The sequence below is a fragment of the Mesorhizobium sp. RCC_202 genome (genome assembly GCF_041355295.1).
In the GTDB taxonomy this organism is placed as follows: Bacteria; Pseudomonadota; Alphaproteobacteria; order Rhizobiales; family Rhizobiaceae; genus Mesorhizobium.
In genome coordinates this window covers 73,724-90,604 of record NZ_JBFUPO010000015.1, presented here as the reverse complement: position 1 = coordinate 90,604, position 16,881 = coordinate 73,724, and the positions used below count along the sequence as shown (strand labels likewise).

Sequence of the window (16,881 nt, the reverse complement as noted above, 5' to 3'; positions counted from 1 at the left end):
AATTGAAGAACTGAAAAATGGAGAGACAGGGGCGCTATGTTGGACGTGCCAGGGATCTGGAGGTCTATAAGCGGGCCTACGCAGTTTCTCTTGAAATTCACAAAGCCACGTTGGCCTTTCCGAAGATCGAGCAATATGCACTAGCCGATCAGTTGCGTCGCTCCAGCAAGGCCATCTGCGCTAACCTAGCTGAGGGCTTTGCCAAGCAGCCTCATTCCAAAGCTGAGTTCGCTCGGTTCATTTCAATGGCTGTGGGGTCGTGTAGCGAAGTTGAGACATGGATCTCCTACGCGTTCGATCTCGAATACATCTCGAAGACACAGCTCGACGAGTGGCTACGATCCTACAACCAGATCTACGGAATGCTGGTAAATCTCAGAGGGTCGCTGAAGTGATCCCTTTCTCCAGTTCCTCAGTTCTCCAGTTCCTCAATTCCCCTTTTCTTCATGTTTTGGCCGCATTTCCGCCTAGGGTCCGCACGCAATGTGAGCGTGGAAAAAACAGCCGAGGACGGCGGCTCGCAACCAAAAATTAACCGTGTTTCTTGAATGCCGGTTAACCCAAACGTGGTTACTGGGTGATCAACGAAATCACTCGAAATGCGAAGGAGAGGCGGCATGGGCCGTATCGCAGCACTTACCCGCAACCCGGCGATGATCGCCCTGATCGCGTTGCTCGCCATCACCGGTTGCGCTTCGAAGAAGAACCTGAACAACCCCAACGACCTCGGCCTCAATGGCGCGGGCGCTGCGACGCCGGGCTCTGCGCAGGACTTCACCGTCAACATCGGCGACCGCATCTTCTTCGACACCGATTCAGCCTCGATCCGCGCCGACGCGCAGACCACGCTGGCCCGCCAGGCGCAGTGGCTGAACCAATACAAGCAGTATGCCATCGTCATCGAAGGCCATGCCGACGAGCGCGGCACGCGTGAGTACAATCTGGCGCTCGGCGCCCGCCGCGCCGCTGCCACCCGCGACTTCCTCGTCTCCAAGGGCGTCTCCGGCGGCCGCCTGAAGACGATCTCCTATGGCAAGGAACGTCCGGTCGCGGTTTGCGACGACATCTCCTGCTGGTCGCAGAACCGTCGTGCCGTCACCACGCTGTCGGGCGCCGGTTCCTAAGGCTTAGGCGCCGCAGCGACCGCTTCAGCGCGGCGCTACAGGCGACAAAAATACAACAGTTGGACATGAAAGGCGGCCGCACGGCCGCCTTTTTCATTTGCGACAGTTCGAAACAAAATTTGGCCGAAGTCTCGCGTCCTGCTATGAGCGCGAGGGCGCTTGCTCCCACTGTTTGATTTGGAAAGGCGCATCAGGCCAACACCATTCCACCGCGAGAGATAGAATGCATTTCAGAACGGTCCTGAGCGGCACGCTTGCGCTGCTCATCGTATCAAGCCTCCCAAGCCTTGCCGCTTCTGCGGGCAGCACCGGGCAGGGCTCCGACAGCGGATTCAGTTTCCATCTGCCGACGCTTGGCATTTTCGGCGACAAGAAGAAGCCGGAAGCGGCGCAAGTCGCGCAGCAGGACGGCGGCGCCGGCGTGACCGGCCTGGAAGACCAACTCCGGCAGTTGAACGGCAAAGTCGAAGAGTTGAACTTCCAGATCCTGCAGATGCAGGAACAGATGCGCAAGCAGCAGGAAGACAACGAGTTCCGCTTCCAGCAGCTCGAGGGAGGCTCGCCGGGCGCCAAGCCTGCCGGGCAGAAGAAATCGGACGTCACGCCTCAGAACGGCAACACCACGCTCGGCGATGCCGGCGCCGGCGATGCCGGCGCCGGCGATTCCGGTGCTGGCGATACCGGCGCCGATTCCGGCGTCGCCCAGGCTCCGGCGGCGCAGGCCCCGGCCGATGCCGGCGCGCAGAACGGCGACGGCAAGACCGTCGGCGACGTCATCGTGGAATCGCAGACCGGCGATCCAGGCAAGCTTATTCCCGGCGCGGCACCGAAGAATTTCGGCACCATCACCGTCGACAAGAACGGCAACGTCGTCAATGCCGAAACCGACCCGCAGGCGAGCGCGCCGGCAGGGTCTTCGACAGCCACGGCCAATGCTCCGTCCGGCGAAGCGCCGGCCAAGAGCGCCAAGAGCAAAGCCGGCGGCACCGAAGTCGCGGCGCTGCCCTCGACCAACGATCCTGACGAACTCTACCGCAACTCCTACCAGTTCATCCTGTCTGGCGATTATCCCACCGCAGAACAGGGATTCCGCGACCATATCTCTCGCTTTCCCAAGGACGCCAAGGCAGCGGATGCGCATTACTGGCTTGGCGAGTCGCTGCTTGGCCAGCAGAAGTACCGCGACGCGGCGGAAATCTTCCTGGCTGCCAGCAAGGACTATCCGAAGGCCAAGAAGGCGCCCGACATGCTGCTCAAGCTCGGCGTGTCGCTGGTCGGCCTGAAGCAGAATGACGTGGCCTGTGCCACCTTCGGCGAAATCGGCAAGCGCTATCCCGATGTTTCCGGCGCGCTCAAGGAGCGGATCAAGCAGGAAAAGGCGCTGGCGTCTTGCTAGTTTTTCTCCTGCATGTCGTTGTCCCTGTACACGGACAATTTTGAAGCGACACGGATTGATGCTCGAGACCGAGCCGGACCTTAACGACCGCCTTTTTACGACCTTCGATTTTTCCCGCGGCGCCATTGCGGCCGTGTCCGGCGGCAGCGACTCGACCGCCCTTCTCCTCCTCCTCAAGCAACACATGGATCGGAACGCCCCGGCAGCCAGGCTGCTCGCGGTAACGGTCGATCATGATTTGCGGACCGGCTCCGCCACTGAGGCGCGGGCCGTCGCCGCACTCTGCGCGGAGCGCGGCATCGCGCATCGCACGCTTATCTGGTCGGGCAGCAAACCGCCAAGCGGCCTGCCGGCCGCGGCGCGTGAAGCGCGCTACCGCCTGCTTGCCGATCTCGCCCGCAGCGAAGGCCTCGGCCTGATCGTGACCGGCCACACCGCCGACGACCAGGCCGAGACCGTGCTGATGCGCAAGACGCGCGACAATGAAGTTGGTGACGGGGAAGTGAGCCAAGAGGGCGTGAACGACGGCGGCCGAGGTCTCGCCGGAATGGCGCCCGCGACGCTCTATGACTGGCGGACATGGATCGCGCGGCCGCTGCTCCGCACGCGGCGCGCCGCGCTGCGCGAGGCGCTGCGGCAAAGCGGAGTCGGCTGGATCGAGGATCCGACGAATGCGGACCTGCGTTTCGAGCGGCCGCGCATGCGGGCATCGCTTGCGGGCAACCAAGGCGAGCGGCGTGTTGAAGACGCGCTCGCAAAGGCCGGCGGTGCTGCCGCCCGGCGCGAAGAGCTCGGCGGGCGCGCCGCCGTGCTGATCCGCAGCCTCGCCGCCCCACCAGCTCCCGGGCTTGTCCGTCTCGACGGCGATTTCGCCAATTGCGCGGACAGCGAGGCGGCCGTCTATGCGCTGCGCATTCTGCTTGCCACGATCGGCGGCATTCCCTTCCTTGCCGATGAGGCGCGCTGCCGGGTGCTGTTTGCCCGCCTGCGGTCAGGGCCGCTTCGCGCCACATTGTCGCGGACCGTGATCGATGCGCGCCGTACCGGCATTTTTCTGCGCCGCGAAGCCCGCAACCTGCCGGGCGCTGCTCTACCGGTCGACAACTGGCTTTGGGACGGCCGGCGGCGGATCACTTTGAGCAACAATGCGGACGGCTTGGTGATCGCGCCGCTGGGCTCCGCTGCCGCCAGGCGAGCGGCTTTGGGCGAGGTTGCTCCGCAAAGTCTTCTGCGCGCCGCTCTTGCCGTGGAACCAGCGCTGTGGGCGGGCGGCGAATGCCTTGGTTTTGCCGGCGCCGCCGCCCCTTTGCGGTCGGTCTCGATCGTTGCGGCCGTGGCCCCCTTCGCCCGCTTCCTGCCGTCCTTCGACCTCAGGCCCGCGGCCGCCGTGGCGGCCCTCATCGGCGCGCCGCCGCTGCCGGCGCCGCCATTTCGTGGCCATGAAGACGGGGCAGGGTGGGCGAAAGCTTAACCCATACGTGCTGTTCTGCTTGGCAAGGGAAGACGCTCTCCCTATGTTAGGCCCAAGCTTCCTCAATCATCGCGTGTCCGCATACGGACGCCAACGGGACAATAGATGAATCCGAATTATCGCAACCTCGCGCTTTGGGCGATCATAGCGGTCCTGCTCATCGCCTTGTTCAACCTTTTCCAGACGCCGCAGACGCGCGGTGCCACCAGCGAGATTGCCTATTCGCAGTTCCTGCAGGATGTCGGCTCGGGCCGGGTCAAGACGGTGACGATCTCCGGCGCCCGTATCTTCGGCACCTATTCCGACAATGCCAACGGCTTCCAGACCTATTCGCCCGGCGATCCGTCGCTGGTTTCGCGGCTGCAGGACAAGAACGTCACCATCACCGCCAAGCCCGAGACCGACGGCTCCAACTCGCTGTTCGGCTATCTGGTCTCGTGGCTGCCGATGATCCTGATCCTCGGCGTGTGGATATTCTTCATGCGCCAGATGCAGTCCGGCTCCGGCCGTGCCATGGGCTTCGGCAAGTCCAAGGCCAAGCTGCTGACGGAAGCGCATGGTCGCGTCACCTTCCAGGACGTCGCCGGTGTCGACGAGGCCAAGGAAGACCTCGAAGAGATCGTCGAGTTCCTGCGCGACCCGCAGAAGTTCCAGCGCCTCGGTGGCAAGATCCCGCGCGGCGTGCTGCTGGTCGGCCCTCCGGGAACCGGCAAGACGCTGCTCGCCCGCTCGGTCGCCGGCGAAGCCAACGTGCCGTTCTTCACCATCTCCGGTTCGGACTTCGTCGAGATGTTCGTCGGCGTCGGCGCATCGCGTGTGCGCGACATGTTCGACCAGGCCAAGAAGAATGCGCCCTGCATCATCTTCATCGACGAAATCGACGCCGTCGGCCGCCATCGCGGCGCCGGTCTCGGCGGCGGCAATGACGAGCGCGAGCAGACGCTGAACCAGCTGCTGGTCGAGATGGATGGATTTGAGTCCAACGAGAGCATCATCCTGATCGCCGCCACCAACCGGCCCGACGTGCTCGATCCCGCGCTGTTGCGTCCGGGCCGTTTCGATCGCCAGGTGGTGGTGCCGAACCCCGACATCGTCGGCCGCGAGAAGATCCTCAAGGTGCATGTGCGCAACGTGCCGCTGGCGCCCAATGTCGACCTCAAGGTCATCGCACGCGGCACGCCGGGCTTCTCGGGCGCCGACCTGATGAACCTGGTCAACGAATCCGCACTGATGGCGGCGCGCCGCAACAAGCGGCTGGTCACCATGGCCGAGTTCGAAGACGCCAAGGACAAGATCATGATGGGCGCGGAACGCCGCTCGTCGGCGATGACCCAGGCCGAGAAGGAGCTGACCGCCTACCACGAGGCCGGCCACGCCATCCTGGCTCTCAACGTGGCATCGGCCGACCCGCTGCACAAGGCGACCATCATTCCGCGCGGCCGCGCGCTAGGCATGGTCATGCAGTTGCCGGAAGGCGACCGCTATTCGATGAGCTACAAATACATGGTCTCGCGGCTGGCGATCATGATGGGCGGCCGCGTTGCCGAGGAGTTCAAGTTCGGCAAGGAGAACATCACCTCGGGCGCCTCTTCCGACATCGAGCAGGCGACCAAGCTGGCGCGCGCCATGGTGACGCGCTGGGGCTTCTCCGACAAGCTTGGGCACGTTGCCTATGGCGATAACCAGGAAGAGGTCTTCCTTGGCCATTCGGTGGCGCGCACGCAGAACATCTCGGAAGAGACGGCGCAGATCATCGACGCCGAAGTGCGCCGCCTGATCGACGAGGCCTATTCGTCCGCCAAGACGATCCTGACCAAGAAGAAGAAGGAATGGATCGCGCTCGCCGAAGGACTGCTCGAATACGAGACGCTGTCGGGCGAAGAGATCAAGCAACTGATCGCCGGCAACAAGCCTGCCCGCGACCTCGGCGACGACACCCCGCCCAGCCGCGGCTCGGCCGTGCCGAAAGCCGGCACCGGCGGCCGCCGCAAGAAGGGCTCCGAGCCCGAAGGCGGCATGGAACCGCAGCCGTCGAGCTGAAGACGAGCCTATACCTTCAACGAACGCCGCGGATCAAACCGCGGCGTTTTTGTTTGGGAGGTCGCAGACGACTATCCAGTCGTTCAGGAATTGCGACTTGCAACGTTGGCGTTTGGCGAAAGCCGGCGTGACGGCCAATCTCCCCTTGTGGGGAGATGTCCGGCAAGACAGAGGGGGGCGCTGTCCCGCCGGCCTCTCTTCGTCATCCTCGGGCTTGACCCGACTGTTGCCGGAGGGCGCAACGGTGCAGAATTCTGTAACCGCTGCAAAGCTTTAAACGTCACGGCATGGATTCCAGGGTCTGCGCGCGTCGCTCCGCTCCTTGCTTCGCCGTAGAGTGACGACCGCAAAGTAGCGATCCTTCGGGCCCCCCTGTGCCCTGCCGGGCATCTCCCCCACGAGAGGGGAGATGCGCAGCGTCGCCGACTGCGCCCTTCTTCAGGGCGAGAGCCCCGAAGCCGCCAACAAAAAAAGCCCGCGAACCTTGCGGCTCGCGGGCTTTGTTTTCAAATGCTGCTGCCGATCAGCTCTTGAGCTTGGCGTTGCAGAGGCTGTAGAAGCCGCCGCCCTTCTGGATCCACTTCAGGCCGCCCAGCGTGTTGGCGTCCTTGTTGGCATAGTACTGCTCGAGGCAGGTATGCATGCGGCCCTTGGCCGGGGTCTCGGTTGCGAACTTCGCCGAGATCGCCTTCGGGAAGCTCACGCCCTTCGGCGCGGCGACCGACGGCTTAGCCGGCTCGCTGGTGTAGGTGGCTTCCGTGGGAGCAGGCACGGTGTCGTCGTCAGCTGCGCTGGCGCCGCACTCGGCCTTGCGGAAGTCGTTCCACTTCTGGCCCTTGAGTGTGTTCGCCGTCTTGGCAGCCTGGTACTTGGTGCTGCACTCGGCCATGCTCAGGCCCTTGCCGCCATCGGCGGCAGCGGTCGAGGTCTTGGTCGCCGTCGCGGCGGCCGGCGTGGCGGCAGCTGCCGCCGTGGCGCCCGGACCGCATTCGGCCTTGCGGAAGTCGTTCCACTTCATGCCGTTCAGCGTGCCGCCAGACTTCGCCGCCTGGTACTTGGCGCTGCACTCCTTCGAGGTCAGGCCCTTGGCGGCGTCGTCAGTGGCGGCTGCCGTTTTCGTCTTCTTGGCAGGCTTGGTGTCGGCGGCTTTGGTATCGGTGGCCTTGGTGTCGGTCGCCTTCGTGGCTGCCGCCTTCGCGTCGGTGGCCTTGGTAGCGGTCGCGGCAGCTGCGTCGGTGCCGCACTGCGCCTTGCGGAACTGGTTCCAGGTCTGTCCGGCGAGCGTGCCGCCGTCCTTGGCCGCGTTGTACTTGGTGCTGCACTCGGCCATGGTCAGCGCGTTGGCCGGCGCCGCCAGGAACAAGGTTGCGACGGCAAGACCCGTCAAAGTTGCAAGTCTATGGATAAGCATGGCGTTTTCTCCCTGTATGCCGCCGATAGGTGTCCCTATGCCGAATCAATAGCTCTCAATGTCCGGTTGCGCCAGATACTTCCGCTGCGGACACCGTCACAAAGTGTGTGCTTTCCGATAAGGTGATGAATTGCCGGGGTTCCACCAGGCTGCCAAGGTTTGTCATGCGATCGCATGGCGAAAAGCTGGCCCCGGTTGGTATATTGCCGCTACAGTGTGAGGTCGTGGTAGGCTGTCGGGTCATTTTGCACCGCCCGCGACAATGATTTTCTAAGGAATCGTAATATACAATCACGAAATGTGATGATCGGATGCGGCCCAATTGTGGCAATAGGGGCCGCTGAAAAATCGACGGGGACTGTAGCAGGTATGGCAGGTCAGTATTTCGGCACGGACGGCATCCGCGGACGCGCCAACAAGTTTCCGATGACGGCCGAAATCGCCATGCGCGTCGGCATGGCCGCCGGTCTTTCCTTCCAGCGTGGCGACCATCGTCACCGCGTCGTGCTCGGCAAGGACACGCGGCTTTCCGGCTACATGATCGAGAACGCGATGGTGGCGGGCCTGTGCGCCGCCGGCATGGACGTGTTCCTGCTCGGCCCCATTCCGACACCGGCGGTCGCCATGCTGGTGCGCTCGCTGCGCGCCGATATCGGCGTGATGATCTCGGCCTCGCATAACCCTTATTACGACAACGGCATCAAGCTGTTCGGTCCCGACGGCTACAAGCTCTCCGACGAGATCGAGGAGCGCATCGAGAGCATGCTCGACAAGGACATCGAGTTGGCGCTTGCCGATTCCGACGGGCTCGGCCGCGCCAAGCGCGTCGACGGCGTGCATGACCGCTACATCGAGTTCGCCAAGCGCACGCTGCCGCGCTCGATGTCGCTTTCGGGCCTGCGCATCGTCGTCGACTGCGCCAACGGCGCCGCCTACAAGGTGGCCCCGGCAGCGCTTTGGGAACTGGGCGCCGAGGTCATTGCCATCAACGTCGAGCCGAACGGCTTCAACATCAACAAGGAATGCGGCTCGACCCATCCGGCCGGGCTGCAGAAGAAAGTGCACGAGGTGCGTGCCGATATCGGCATCGCGCTCGACGGCGACGCCGACCGCGTCGTCATCGTCGACGAGAACGGCGCGATCGTCGATGGCGACCAGATTATGGCGCTGATCGCGGAATCCTGGCAGCAGAGCGGACGGTTGGCCGGCGGCGGAGTCGTCTCGACCGTGATGTCCAATCTCGGGCTCGAGCGCTTCCTCGGCGACATGAAGCTGCAGCTGCACCGCACCAAGGTCGGTGACCGCTATGTCGTGGAGCATATGCGCGCGCATGGCTTGAATGTCGGCGGCGAGCAGTCCGGCCACATCGTGCTCTCCGATTTTTCGACCACCGGCGACGGCCTGGTGTCGGCGCTGCAGGTGCTGGCCTGCATCAAGCGGCAGAACCGCCCGGTCAGCGAGCTGTCGAAGAAGTTCGAACCGGTGCCGCAGCTGTTGAAGAATGTCCGCATCTCCGGCGGCAAGCCGCTCGAAGAGGCACCGGTCAAGGCGGCGATCGAGGATGCGCGCAACCGGCTCGGCAAGGCCGGCCGTCTGGTCATCCGGCCCTCGGGCACCGAGCCGCTCATCCGCGTCATGGCCGAGGGCGACGATCCGCAGCTGGTCGAGGCGGTGGTCAACGACATCGTCGGCATCATCCAGGAAACCCGCAGCGCCGCCTGAAAGCTGCACGGCACGGCATTCCACTTGTATGCGAGCCCGCCCTCCGGCGGGCTTTTTTGTCGCGGCCTCGCAACTGAAGACACGCGACCTCTCGCAAAAATTGAATAGATTCGTGGTTAATCGGTACGGTTAAACGGCTTTTAACCTTTGCGATTCATTATCCAACCCGAGGTAATCATCTTCGGGCGCGTCGTCCCGAGGCCTTCCTAGGGGTGACACCATGTTCAATAGAGCAAGAATGGCATTGCTTGCCGGGCTGTTTGCGGGGCTGGCCGGCCACGCCGTCGCGGCCGACCTTCCGCAGCCGGTCGAAGAGGCTCCGCCGCCTGTCGTCGAAGCCCAGCCTGTCGACGTCGGCGGATGGTACATCCGCGGCGATATCGACTATCACTGGTCGCGATTCGGCGGCGCCGACTATACGACCTATAGCGCAACCCCGCCTCAGATCGAGGGCAGCTTCGCCTCGGGCAAGCTCAAGGGTGCCTTCTCAGCGGGCGCCGGTGTCGGCTACCAGGTCAACCAGTATTTCCGCACCGATGCCACCTTGGACTGGATGGGTAAGTCGAATTTCGAAGGCTCCACCAACGGCTTCTGCGGCCCTGCCCCGCAGGTGGCTTGTACTTCTTCCGACACCTCGTCCTATTCGGCGCTGCTGCTGCTGGCCAACGCCTATGTCGACATCGGCACCTGGCATGGCGTGACGCCTTATGTCGGCGCCGGTATCGGTGGCGCCTGGCTCAAGTGGGATACGCTGCACAACCGCGACGATGACGGATCCTTCGAGCATAGCGGCGGTAAGGGCTGGCGTTTCGCTTACGCGCTCATGGCCGGTGCTTCCTATTGCCTGACCGATCGCGTCAAACTCGATGTCGGCTACCGTTATAGCCATATCAATGGCGGCAAGATGTTCAACTATGCCTCCGACAGCAATGTCGGCCCCGGCTACGACCGCGGCATCAGCGTGAACGAAGTGCGCGGCGGTCTCCGCTACCAGTTCGGCGGCCAGTCGGATTGCGCTCCTCCGCCGGAGCCTTATGAGCCCCAGCCGGAACCGATCTACACCAAGTAGAACTCGCTACGCAGACTTCTGGAACTTAAACCGCTCGGCATCAGCCGGGCGGTTTTCGTTTGTGCTTGGTTGGTAAATACCGATCGAAATCAATTCGGTAACGGACTGTTATCCTTAACTGCCACTTAACCACTATGGTTAACAATGGCTCCTTGAAACGGCGCTCGCGTTCGCGGCCGGCGCCAATTTCGGGAGCCGGGGACGATGAGATTCAAATCGCGTACAGTATTGGCGGTTGCCGCAATCGCGCTGATGCAGGTGACACGGGCGATGTCTGCGGACTACGACCCGCCGGTCTATGTCGACCAGGCGCCTGACTACCAGCCGGTCGAAGTGGGCTCGGGCTGGTATCTGCGCGGCGACGTCGGTTACGCCTTTAACAAGCCCTATGATTTTTCGGAGACCCCAGCGGGCTTCACCACCAAAGACAGCCCGTTCTCCGGTTCGGTAGGCATGGGCTACCATTTCAACGACTATTTCCGCGGCGAACTGAATTTCGGCCTGCTGCCAACCAGCAAGTTCGCTACCAGCTTCAACACAACTTGCGCTGGAACGCAGACGGTAAGTGTCACCAGTGCTGGCGGGACAAATGTCTTCGCAGGTCCAAGCACCCGTGGCTGCGAAGGGTCCAACAACGGCAACAACAAGGCCTATGATGTCATGGCCAGCGCGTTTGTCGATCTGGGCACTTATGTCGGCATCACGCCCTATGTCGGAGGCGGTGTCGGTCTTGCGTACAGCACCTACCGGTTTGCCCAAGGCGATCGCCACTGCGTGCCTTCGTCTACAACGGTCGGGAATACCACGACGATCTTCGAATGCGATGATCCGAGCGGCTACAAAGGATCGGCGAAGTCGGAAAAGCAGTTCGGCCTGACATATATGCTGGGTGCCGGTTTTGCCTATCAGGTCAGCAAAAACGTTTCGGTCGATGTCGGCTATCAATATGTCTCGTTGCCGTCCGCGAAATACGTGGTGTCGGATGGTGCCGGCGCGCCTGTCTATAAGAAGGGCCTCGACTACCAGCAGGTCAAGCTCGGCCTGCGCTACGATCTCTGGTAAGCGCCGTCATCGCAAGGGAACGACACGGCGGATCTTCAGGTCCGCCGTTGGCGTTTGAGGTCACGGGAGCTTGATCGGGTATCGCCAGTATCCCGGCAGCGACAAAAACTTTGCTCTTGACGCCGAAAGCCTGAACGCATATCGCCGTCCGTGGGCCACCCCTCCCCAACGAGGGGCCACTATCTGGAAGGATAGACCACGATGACGACACCTACCAAGCCCGGACTCCGTCCGGCAAATCCCAATTTCTCCTCAGGTCCCTGCGCAAAACGTCCCGGCTGGTCGGTCGAGGCGCTGAGGAATGCCGCGCTCGGCCGATCCCATCGCGCCAAGATCGGCAAGACCAAGCTCGAACAGGCGATCGAGCTGACGCGCGAAATCCTGCAAGTCCCGGCAGATTACCGCATCGGCATCGTGCCGGCATCGGACACCGGCGCGGTCGAGATGGCGCTGTGGTCGCTGCTCGGCGAGCGCGGCGTCGACATGGTCGCCTGGGAAAGTTTCGGCTCCGGCTGGGTCACCGACGTGGTCAAGCAGTTGAAGCTCGCCGATGTGCGCAAGATCGAGGCCGGCTACGGCGAATTGCCGGATCTAGCCAAGATCGATTTCGACCGCGACGTGGTCTTCACCTGGAACGGCACCACGTCGGGCGTGCGCGTGCCGAACGGTGACTTCATCCCCGCGGATCGCAAGGGCCTGACCATTTGCGACGCGACATCTGCCGCGTTCGCGCAAAGGCTCGATTTCGAAAAACTCGATGTCGTCACCTTCTCCTGGCAGAAGGTGCTGGGCGGCGAGGGCGCGCATGGCATGCTGATCCTGTCGCCCCGCGCCGTCGCGCGGCTGGAGACCTACAAGCCGTCATGGCCGCTGCCGAAAATCTTCCGGCTCACGTCGGGTGGCAAGCTGATCGAAGGCATCTTCAAGGGCGAGACCATCAACACGCCGTCGATGCTGTGCGTCGAGGATTATCTCGATGCGCTGCAATGGGCGAAGTCGATCGGCGGCCTCGAGGCTCTCATAGCCCGCGCGGACGCCAACGCCGCCGTGCTCGACCGCCTTGCCGACAAGTCGTCGTGGCTTGGCCATCTCGCGGTCGATCCGGCAACGCGGTCGAACACCTCGGTGTGCCTGGCTTTCACCGACTCGGCTGTCGCGGCGCTCGACGCCGACGGCCAGGCGGCTTTCGCCAAGGGCATCGTCTCGGCGCTCGACAAGGAAGGCGTCGCCTATGACATCGGCTCCTATCGCGACGCGCCGCCCGGTCTGCGCATCTGGTGTGGCGCGACGGTCGAGACTTCGGATCTCGAAGCGCTGCTGCCCTGGCTCGACTGGGCCTTCGCCGCGCAGAAGGCGTCGCTCAAGGCAGCCGCCTGAGATTTTTGGTGGCGGCCCGCGGGCCGCCCTTTCCCGGATCAATCCTATTTTTCAAGGAGGCCGCCATGGCGCCCCGTGTTCTCGTTTCGGATAAACTCTCCACCACCGCCGTGCAGATCTTCAAGGATCGCGGCATCGAGGTCGACTACCTGCCCGATCTCGGCAAGGACAAGGACAAGCTGCTCGAAGTGATCGACCAGTATGACGGGCTGGCCATCCGCTCGGCGACCAAGGTCACGGAAAAACTGATCAACGCCGCTACAAAACTCAAAGTCGTCGGCCGCGCCGGCATCGGCGTCGACAATGTCGATATCCCGGCGGCCAGCCGCAAGGGCATCATCGTGATGAACACGCCCTTCGGCAATTCGATCACCACGGCCGAACATGCGGTCGCGATGATCTTCGCGCTCGCCCGTCAGATCCCGGAAGCCAATGCCTCGACCCATGCCGGCAAGTGGGAAAAGAACCGCTTCATGGGCGTCGAGATCACCGGCAAGACGCTGGGCGTCATCGGCTGCGGCAACATCGGCTCGATCGTCGCGACGCGCGGCGTCGGCTTGAAGATGCATGTCATCGCCTTCGATCCGTTCCTGTCCGACAAGCGCGCCGAGGAGCTCGGCGTCGACAAGGTCGAGCTGGACGAACTCTTCGCCCGGGCCGACTTCATCACGCTGCACACGCCGCTGACCGACAAGACGCGCAACATCATCGACCAGGCTGCGATCGCCAAGATGAAGAACGGCGTGCGCATCATCAATTGCGCGCGTGGCGGGCTGGTCGTCGAGGCCGACCTGATCGCGGCGCTGAAGAGCGGCAAAGTGGCGGGCGCCGGCATCGACGTGTTCGAGGTCGAGCCTGCCGAGCAGAACGAGCTGTTCGGCATGGAGAATGTCGTGGCGACACCGCATCTCGGCGCCTCGACGGCGGAAGCGCAGGAAAATGTCGCGCTGCAGGTCGCCGAGCAGATGGCCGACTATTTGATCAAGGGTGCGGTCTCCAACGCCATCAACATGCCGTCGATCACGGCGGAAGAAGCGCCGCGGCTAAAGCCCTTCGTCAAGCTCGCCGAAGTGCTCGGGGCTTTTGTCGGCCAGGTCACCGAAGACCCGATCAAGGAGGTCGAGATCCTGTTCGACGGCTCGACAGCGACGATGAACACGCGCGCGTTGATCAGCGCCGCCCTTGCCGGCCTGATCCGGCCGCAGGTCGCCGACGTCAACATGGTTTCGGCGCCGATCATGGTGAAGGAACGCGGCATCATCGTCGCCGAGGTCAAGCGCGACAAGTCGGGCGTGTTCGACGGCTACATCAAGCTGACCGTCAAGACCGAGCACATGACGCGCTCTATCGCCGGCACCTGCTTCTCGGACGGCAAGCCGCGCTTCATCCAGATCAAGGGCATCAACCTCGACGCCGAAGTCGGCCAGCACATGCTCTACACCACCAACGCCGATGCGCCCGGCATCATCGGCCTGCTCGGCACGGTCTGCGGCGAGAACGGCGTCAACATCGCCAACTTCCAGCTCGGCCGCAATCGTCCTGGCGGCGACGCCATCGCGTTGCTCTATCTCGACGCGCCGTTCCCGGAGCCGGTGCTGGAAAAGGTGCGGGCGCACAAGTCGATCGATTCGGCCAAGCCGTTGCATTTCGACGTCGGCGCTCAATGAAGCAACGGGCGGCTACAACGCCGCCCGGCTGCCGCTGTATTCGGCAAGCCCGATGCCGCCCAACACAAGGGCCAGCGCGAGCGCCTGATAGAGATGGAATTGCTCGCCAATGATGAGCACCGAAAGCAGTGTCCCGAAGATCGGCACCAGGTTGATGAACAGACCGGCGCGGTTGGCGCCGATCAACTCGTTGCCCTTGATGTAGAGGATCTGCGAGATTACCGAAGCGCCAAGGGCGGTATAGAGCGTGAGCGCCCATCCAGGCGCGTCCGGTACGACGACGCGGCCGGCGACAATCTCCCAAACAAAGAAAGGCACTGAGATCAGAAGTGCCGCGATCGACAAGGCCAGCATGAGGCTTTGCCAGCGGATCGCCGGCTTGAGGCGCAAGCCGACCGAGTAGAGGCTGTAGCAGAGAACCGCGACCAGCATGATGGCGTCGCCGAAATTGAGCTGGAGCTTCAGCAGTTGGCCGAGATCGCCATGGCTCGCGGTCAGCGCAACGCCGATGACGGTTAGCGCGACGCCAACGATCTGCAGCGGCCGGACACGGAGCCGAAACAGGACGAAATTGGCGAGTATGATGACGATCGGTATGGCCGCCTGCTCGATCGAGACGTTGATTGCGGTCGTGTAGTTGAGCGCCGTGTAGAAGATGACATTGAAGAATGTGAAGCCGCAGGCGCCGAGGGCGGCGACCAGCCGCCAATGCTTGCGCAGCTGAGGCCAGTCCTCGCGCAGCGCCCGCCAACCGATGGGCAGCAGGATCAGCACCGCCATCACCCAGCGCAGGAACACCAGCGTCATCGGCGAGACATGGCCGACTGCAAGCTTGCCCGCCACCGAATTGCCGCCCCAAAGCAGCATGGTCGATAAAAGCATCAGGTAGGCGGCTCGGTGCATTGAAAGGTCCAGCGCTGCAAGGCGCGTTCAAGGGTCGAGGCCGGCGTAGGGTGGCGGCGATGGCAAGTAAATGATGCGAAGGCCGGAATTTGTTGTGCCTGGATCAGGATGGCGTTTCGTTGAATCGTCATCCTGATCTGGCGCCTGGTCGGAGCATGACCATTTTGGAAAACCGGTTCCTATTTTTCGGGATCGTGCTTTAGGGAGCGATTTGGCGGCAAAGAAAGGGTCGCGCGGCTCGATTCTTGACGCTATAGAGGCCTGTCGTTCAGGCCGCCCACGCGGCATTTCAAGGGAAAAGAACATGGCCAATGTGGTGGTCGTCGGCTCGCAATGGGGCGACGAAGGCAAGGGCAAGATCGTCGACTGGCTGTCGGAACGGGCCGACGTGGTCGTGCGCTTCCAGGGCGGCCACAATGCCGGGCATACGCTGGTCGTCGACGGTAAGGTCTACAAGCTGTCGCTGTTGCCCTCGGGCGTGGTGCGCGACGGCAAGCTGTCGATCATCGGCAATGGCGTGGTCTTCGACCCGCACGCCTTCGTCGCGGAATCGAAAAAGCTCAGGGACCAGGGCGTCAATGTGACGCCTGAACGCCTGAAAATAGCCGAAAACACCGCGCTTATCCTGTCGCTGCATCGGGAGCTGGACGGATTTCGCGAAGACGCCGCCTCCAATTCCGGAACCAAGATTGGCACGACCCGCCGTGGCATCGGCCCCGCCTATGAGGACAAGGTGGGCCGGCGCGCGATCCGGGTGATGGATTTGGCGGATTTGGAAACGCTTCCCCTGAAGGTCGACAGGCTGCTTACGCACCACAATGCGCTGCGGCGCGGGCTCGGCCATCCGGAGGCGACGCATGAGGCGATCCTGCAGGAGCTGACGACGGTGGCCGGCGACATCCTGCCTTACATGGACCGCGTCTGGAAAGTGCTCGACGACAAGCGGCGCGCCGGCCAGCGTATCCTGTTCGAGGGCGCGCAAGGCACGCTGCTCGACATCGATCACGGCACCTATCCGTTCGTCACCTCGTCCAACACGGTGGCTGGTCAGGCGGCGGCCGGTTCCGGCGTCGGGCCTGGCACGATCGGCTACGTGCTCGGCATCACCAAAGCCTATACGACCCGCGTCGGCGAAGGACCGTTCCCGACCGAGCAGAAGAACGAGATCGGCGAATTCCTCGGCACCCGCGGCCATGAATTCGGCGTCGTGACCGGGCGCAAGCGCCGCTGCGGCTGGTTCGACGCCGTGCTGGTGCGCCAGGCGGTCGCCGTCAACGGCATCAAGGGCATCGCGCTCACCAAGCTCGACGTGCTCGACGGACTGGACGAGATCAAGGTCTGCACCGGCTACAGGCTCGACGGCGAGACGATCGACTATCTGCCGGCCAGCCAGGGCGCGCAGGCGCGCGTCGAACCCATCTACGAAACGCTCGAGGGATGGAAGGGCACGACCGCCGGCGCCCGGAGCTGGAACGATCTGCCGGCGCAAGCCGTCAAATATGTCCGCTACATCGAAGAGCTTATCGGCGCCCCGGTGGCGCTGCTTTCCACAAGCCCGGAGCGGGATGACACAATACTTGTGACCGACCCGTTTCAAGACTAGTTTCTCAAGCCTTCCCGGCGGTACGGCTGATTTGCG

At 63.1% G+C, this 16,881-nt stretch carries 13 protein-coding genes; 11 read left to right on the top strand and 2 right to left on the bottom strand.

The features are described 5' to 3' along the window. The first annotated feature begins 17 nt into the window (after positions 1-17). The 5 genes from AB6802_RS27110 (at position 18) to ftsH (ending at position 6,031) form a co-directional block, all read left to right on the top strand. The gene (locus tag AB6802_RS27110) at positions 18-395 is read left to right on the top strand and encodes a four helix bundle protein (RefSeq protein WP_371013274.1); all 378 of its coding nucleotides are present in this window, start codon (positions 18-20) and stop codon (positions 393-395) included. Between the two features lie 222 nt (positions 396-617). Then, complete coding sequence (gene pal, locus AB6802_RS27105; RefSeq protein WP_371013273.1) at positions 618-1,124, top strand: peptidoglycan-associated lipoprotein Pal; 507 nt, start codon at positions 618-620, stop codon at positions 1,122-1,124. Between the two features lie 223 nt (positions 1,125-1,347). Next, on the top strand, positions 1,348-2,520 hold the full coding sequence (gene ybgF / locus AB6802_RS27100) for a tol-pal system protein YbgF (RefSeq protein WP_371013272.1): 1,173 nt from the start codon (positions 1,348-1,350) through the stop codon (positions 2,518-2,520). A 58-nt stretch (positions 2,521-2,578) separates the two neighbouring features. Beyond that, entirely contained in the window at positions 2,579-3,991 is a 1,413-nt protein-coding gene (tilS, locus tag AB6802_RS27095) for a tRNA lysidine(34) synthetase TilS (RefSeq protein ID WP_371013271.1), read from the top strand. Between the two features lie 105 nt (positions 3,992-4,096). Next, complete coding sequence (gene ftsH, locus AB6802_RS27090; protein ID WP_371013270.1) at positions 4,097-6,031, top strand: ATP-dependent zinc metalloprotease FtsH; 1,935 nt, start codon at positions 4,097-4,099, stop codon at positions 6,029-6,031. A gap of 523 nt (positions 6,032-6,554) precedes the next feature. On the opposite strand, the gene AB6802_RS27085 is transcribed toward ftsH, so the two are convergent. Then, positions 6,555-7,442, bottom strand: a complete 888-nt coding sequence (locus AB6802_RS27085; RefSeq protein ID WP_371013269.1) for a hypothetical protein — start codon at positions 7,440-7,442, stop codon at positions 6,555-6,557. A gap of 369 nt (positions 7,443-7,811) precedes the next feature. Between AB6802_RS27085 and glmM the strand changes: the two genes are divergently transcribed. From glmM to serA, 5 genes are all read left to right on the top strand, one after another. Continuing rightward, on the top strand, positions 7,812-9,164 hold the full coding sequence (gene glmM, locus AB6802_RS27080; protein ID WP_371013268.1) for a phosphoglucosamine mutase: 1,353 nt from the start codon (positions 7,812-7,814) through the stop codon (positions 9,162-9,164). 220 nt (positions 9,165-9,384) lie between these two features. Next, on the top strand, positions 9,385-10,233 hold the full coding sequence (locus AB6802_RS27075) for an outer membrane beta-barrel protein (protein ID WP_371013267.1): 849 nt from the start codon (positions 9,385-9,387) through the stop codon (positions 10,231-10,233). A gap of 204 nt (positions 10,234-10,437) precedes the next feature. Then, entirely contained in the window at positions 10,438-11,295 is an 858-nt protein-coding gene (locus tag AB6802_RS27070; RefSeq protein WP_371013266.1) for an outer membrane protein, read from the top strand. 201 nt (positions 11,296-11,496) lie between these two features. Further along, a complete protein-coding gene (locus AB6802_RS27065) occupies positions 11,497-12,672 on the top strand; it encodes a phosphoserine transaminase (protein WP_371013265.1) in 1,176 nt (391 codons plus the stop codon). Positions 12,673-12,737: 65 nt separating this feature from the next. Next, on the top strand, positions 12,738-14,339 hold the full coding sequence (gene serA, locus AB6802_RS27060; protein WP_371013264.1) for a phosphoglycerate dehydrogenase: 1,602 nt from the start codon (positions 12,738-12,740) through the stop codon (positions 14,337-14,339). Between the two features lie 12 nt (positions 14,340-14,351). Here the strand turns inward: serA and AB6802_RS27055 are convergent, their stop codons facing one another. Further along, complete coding sequence (locus tag AB6802_RS27055; RefSeq protein ID WP_371013263.1) at positions 14,352-15,242, bottom strand: DMT family transporter; 891 nt, start codon at positions 15,240-15,242, stop codon at positions 14,352-14,354. A 304-nt stretch (positions 15,243-15,546) separates the two neighbouring features. On the opposite strand from AB6802_RS27055, the gene AB6802_RS27050 reads away from it, so the two are divergent. Then, a complete protein-coding gene (locus tag AB6802_RS27050; RefSeq protein ID WP_371013262.1) occupies positions 15,547-16,845 on the top strand; it encodes an adenylosuccinate synthase in 1,299 nt (432 codons plus the stop codon). Positions 16,846-16,881: the final 36 nt, after the last annotated feature.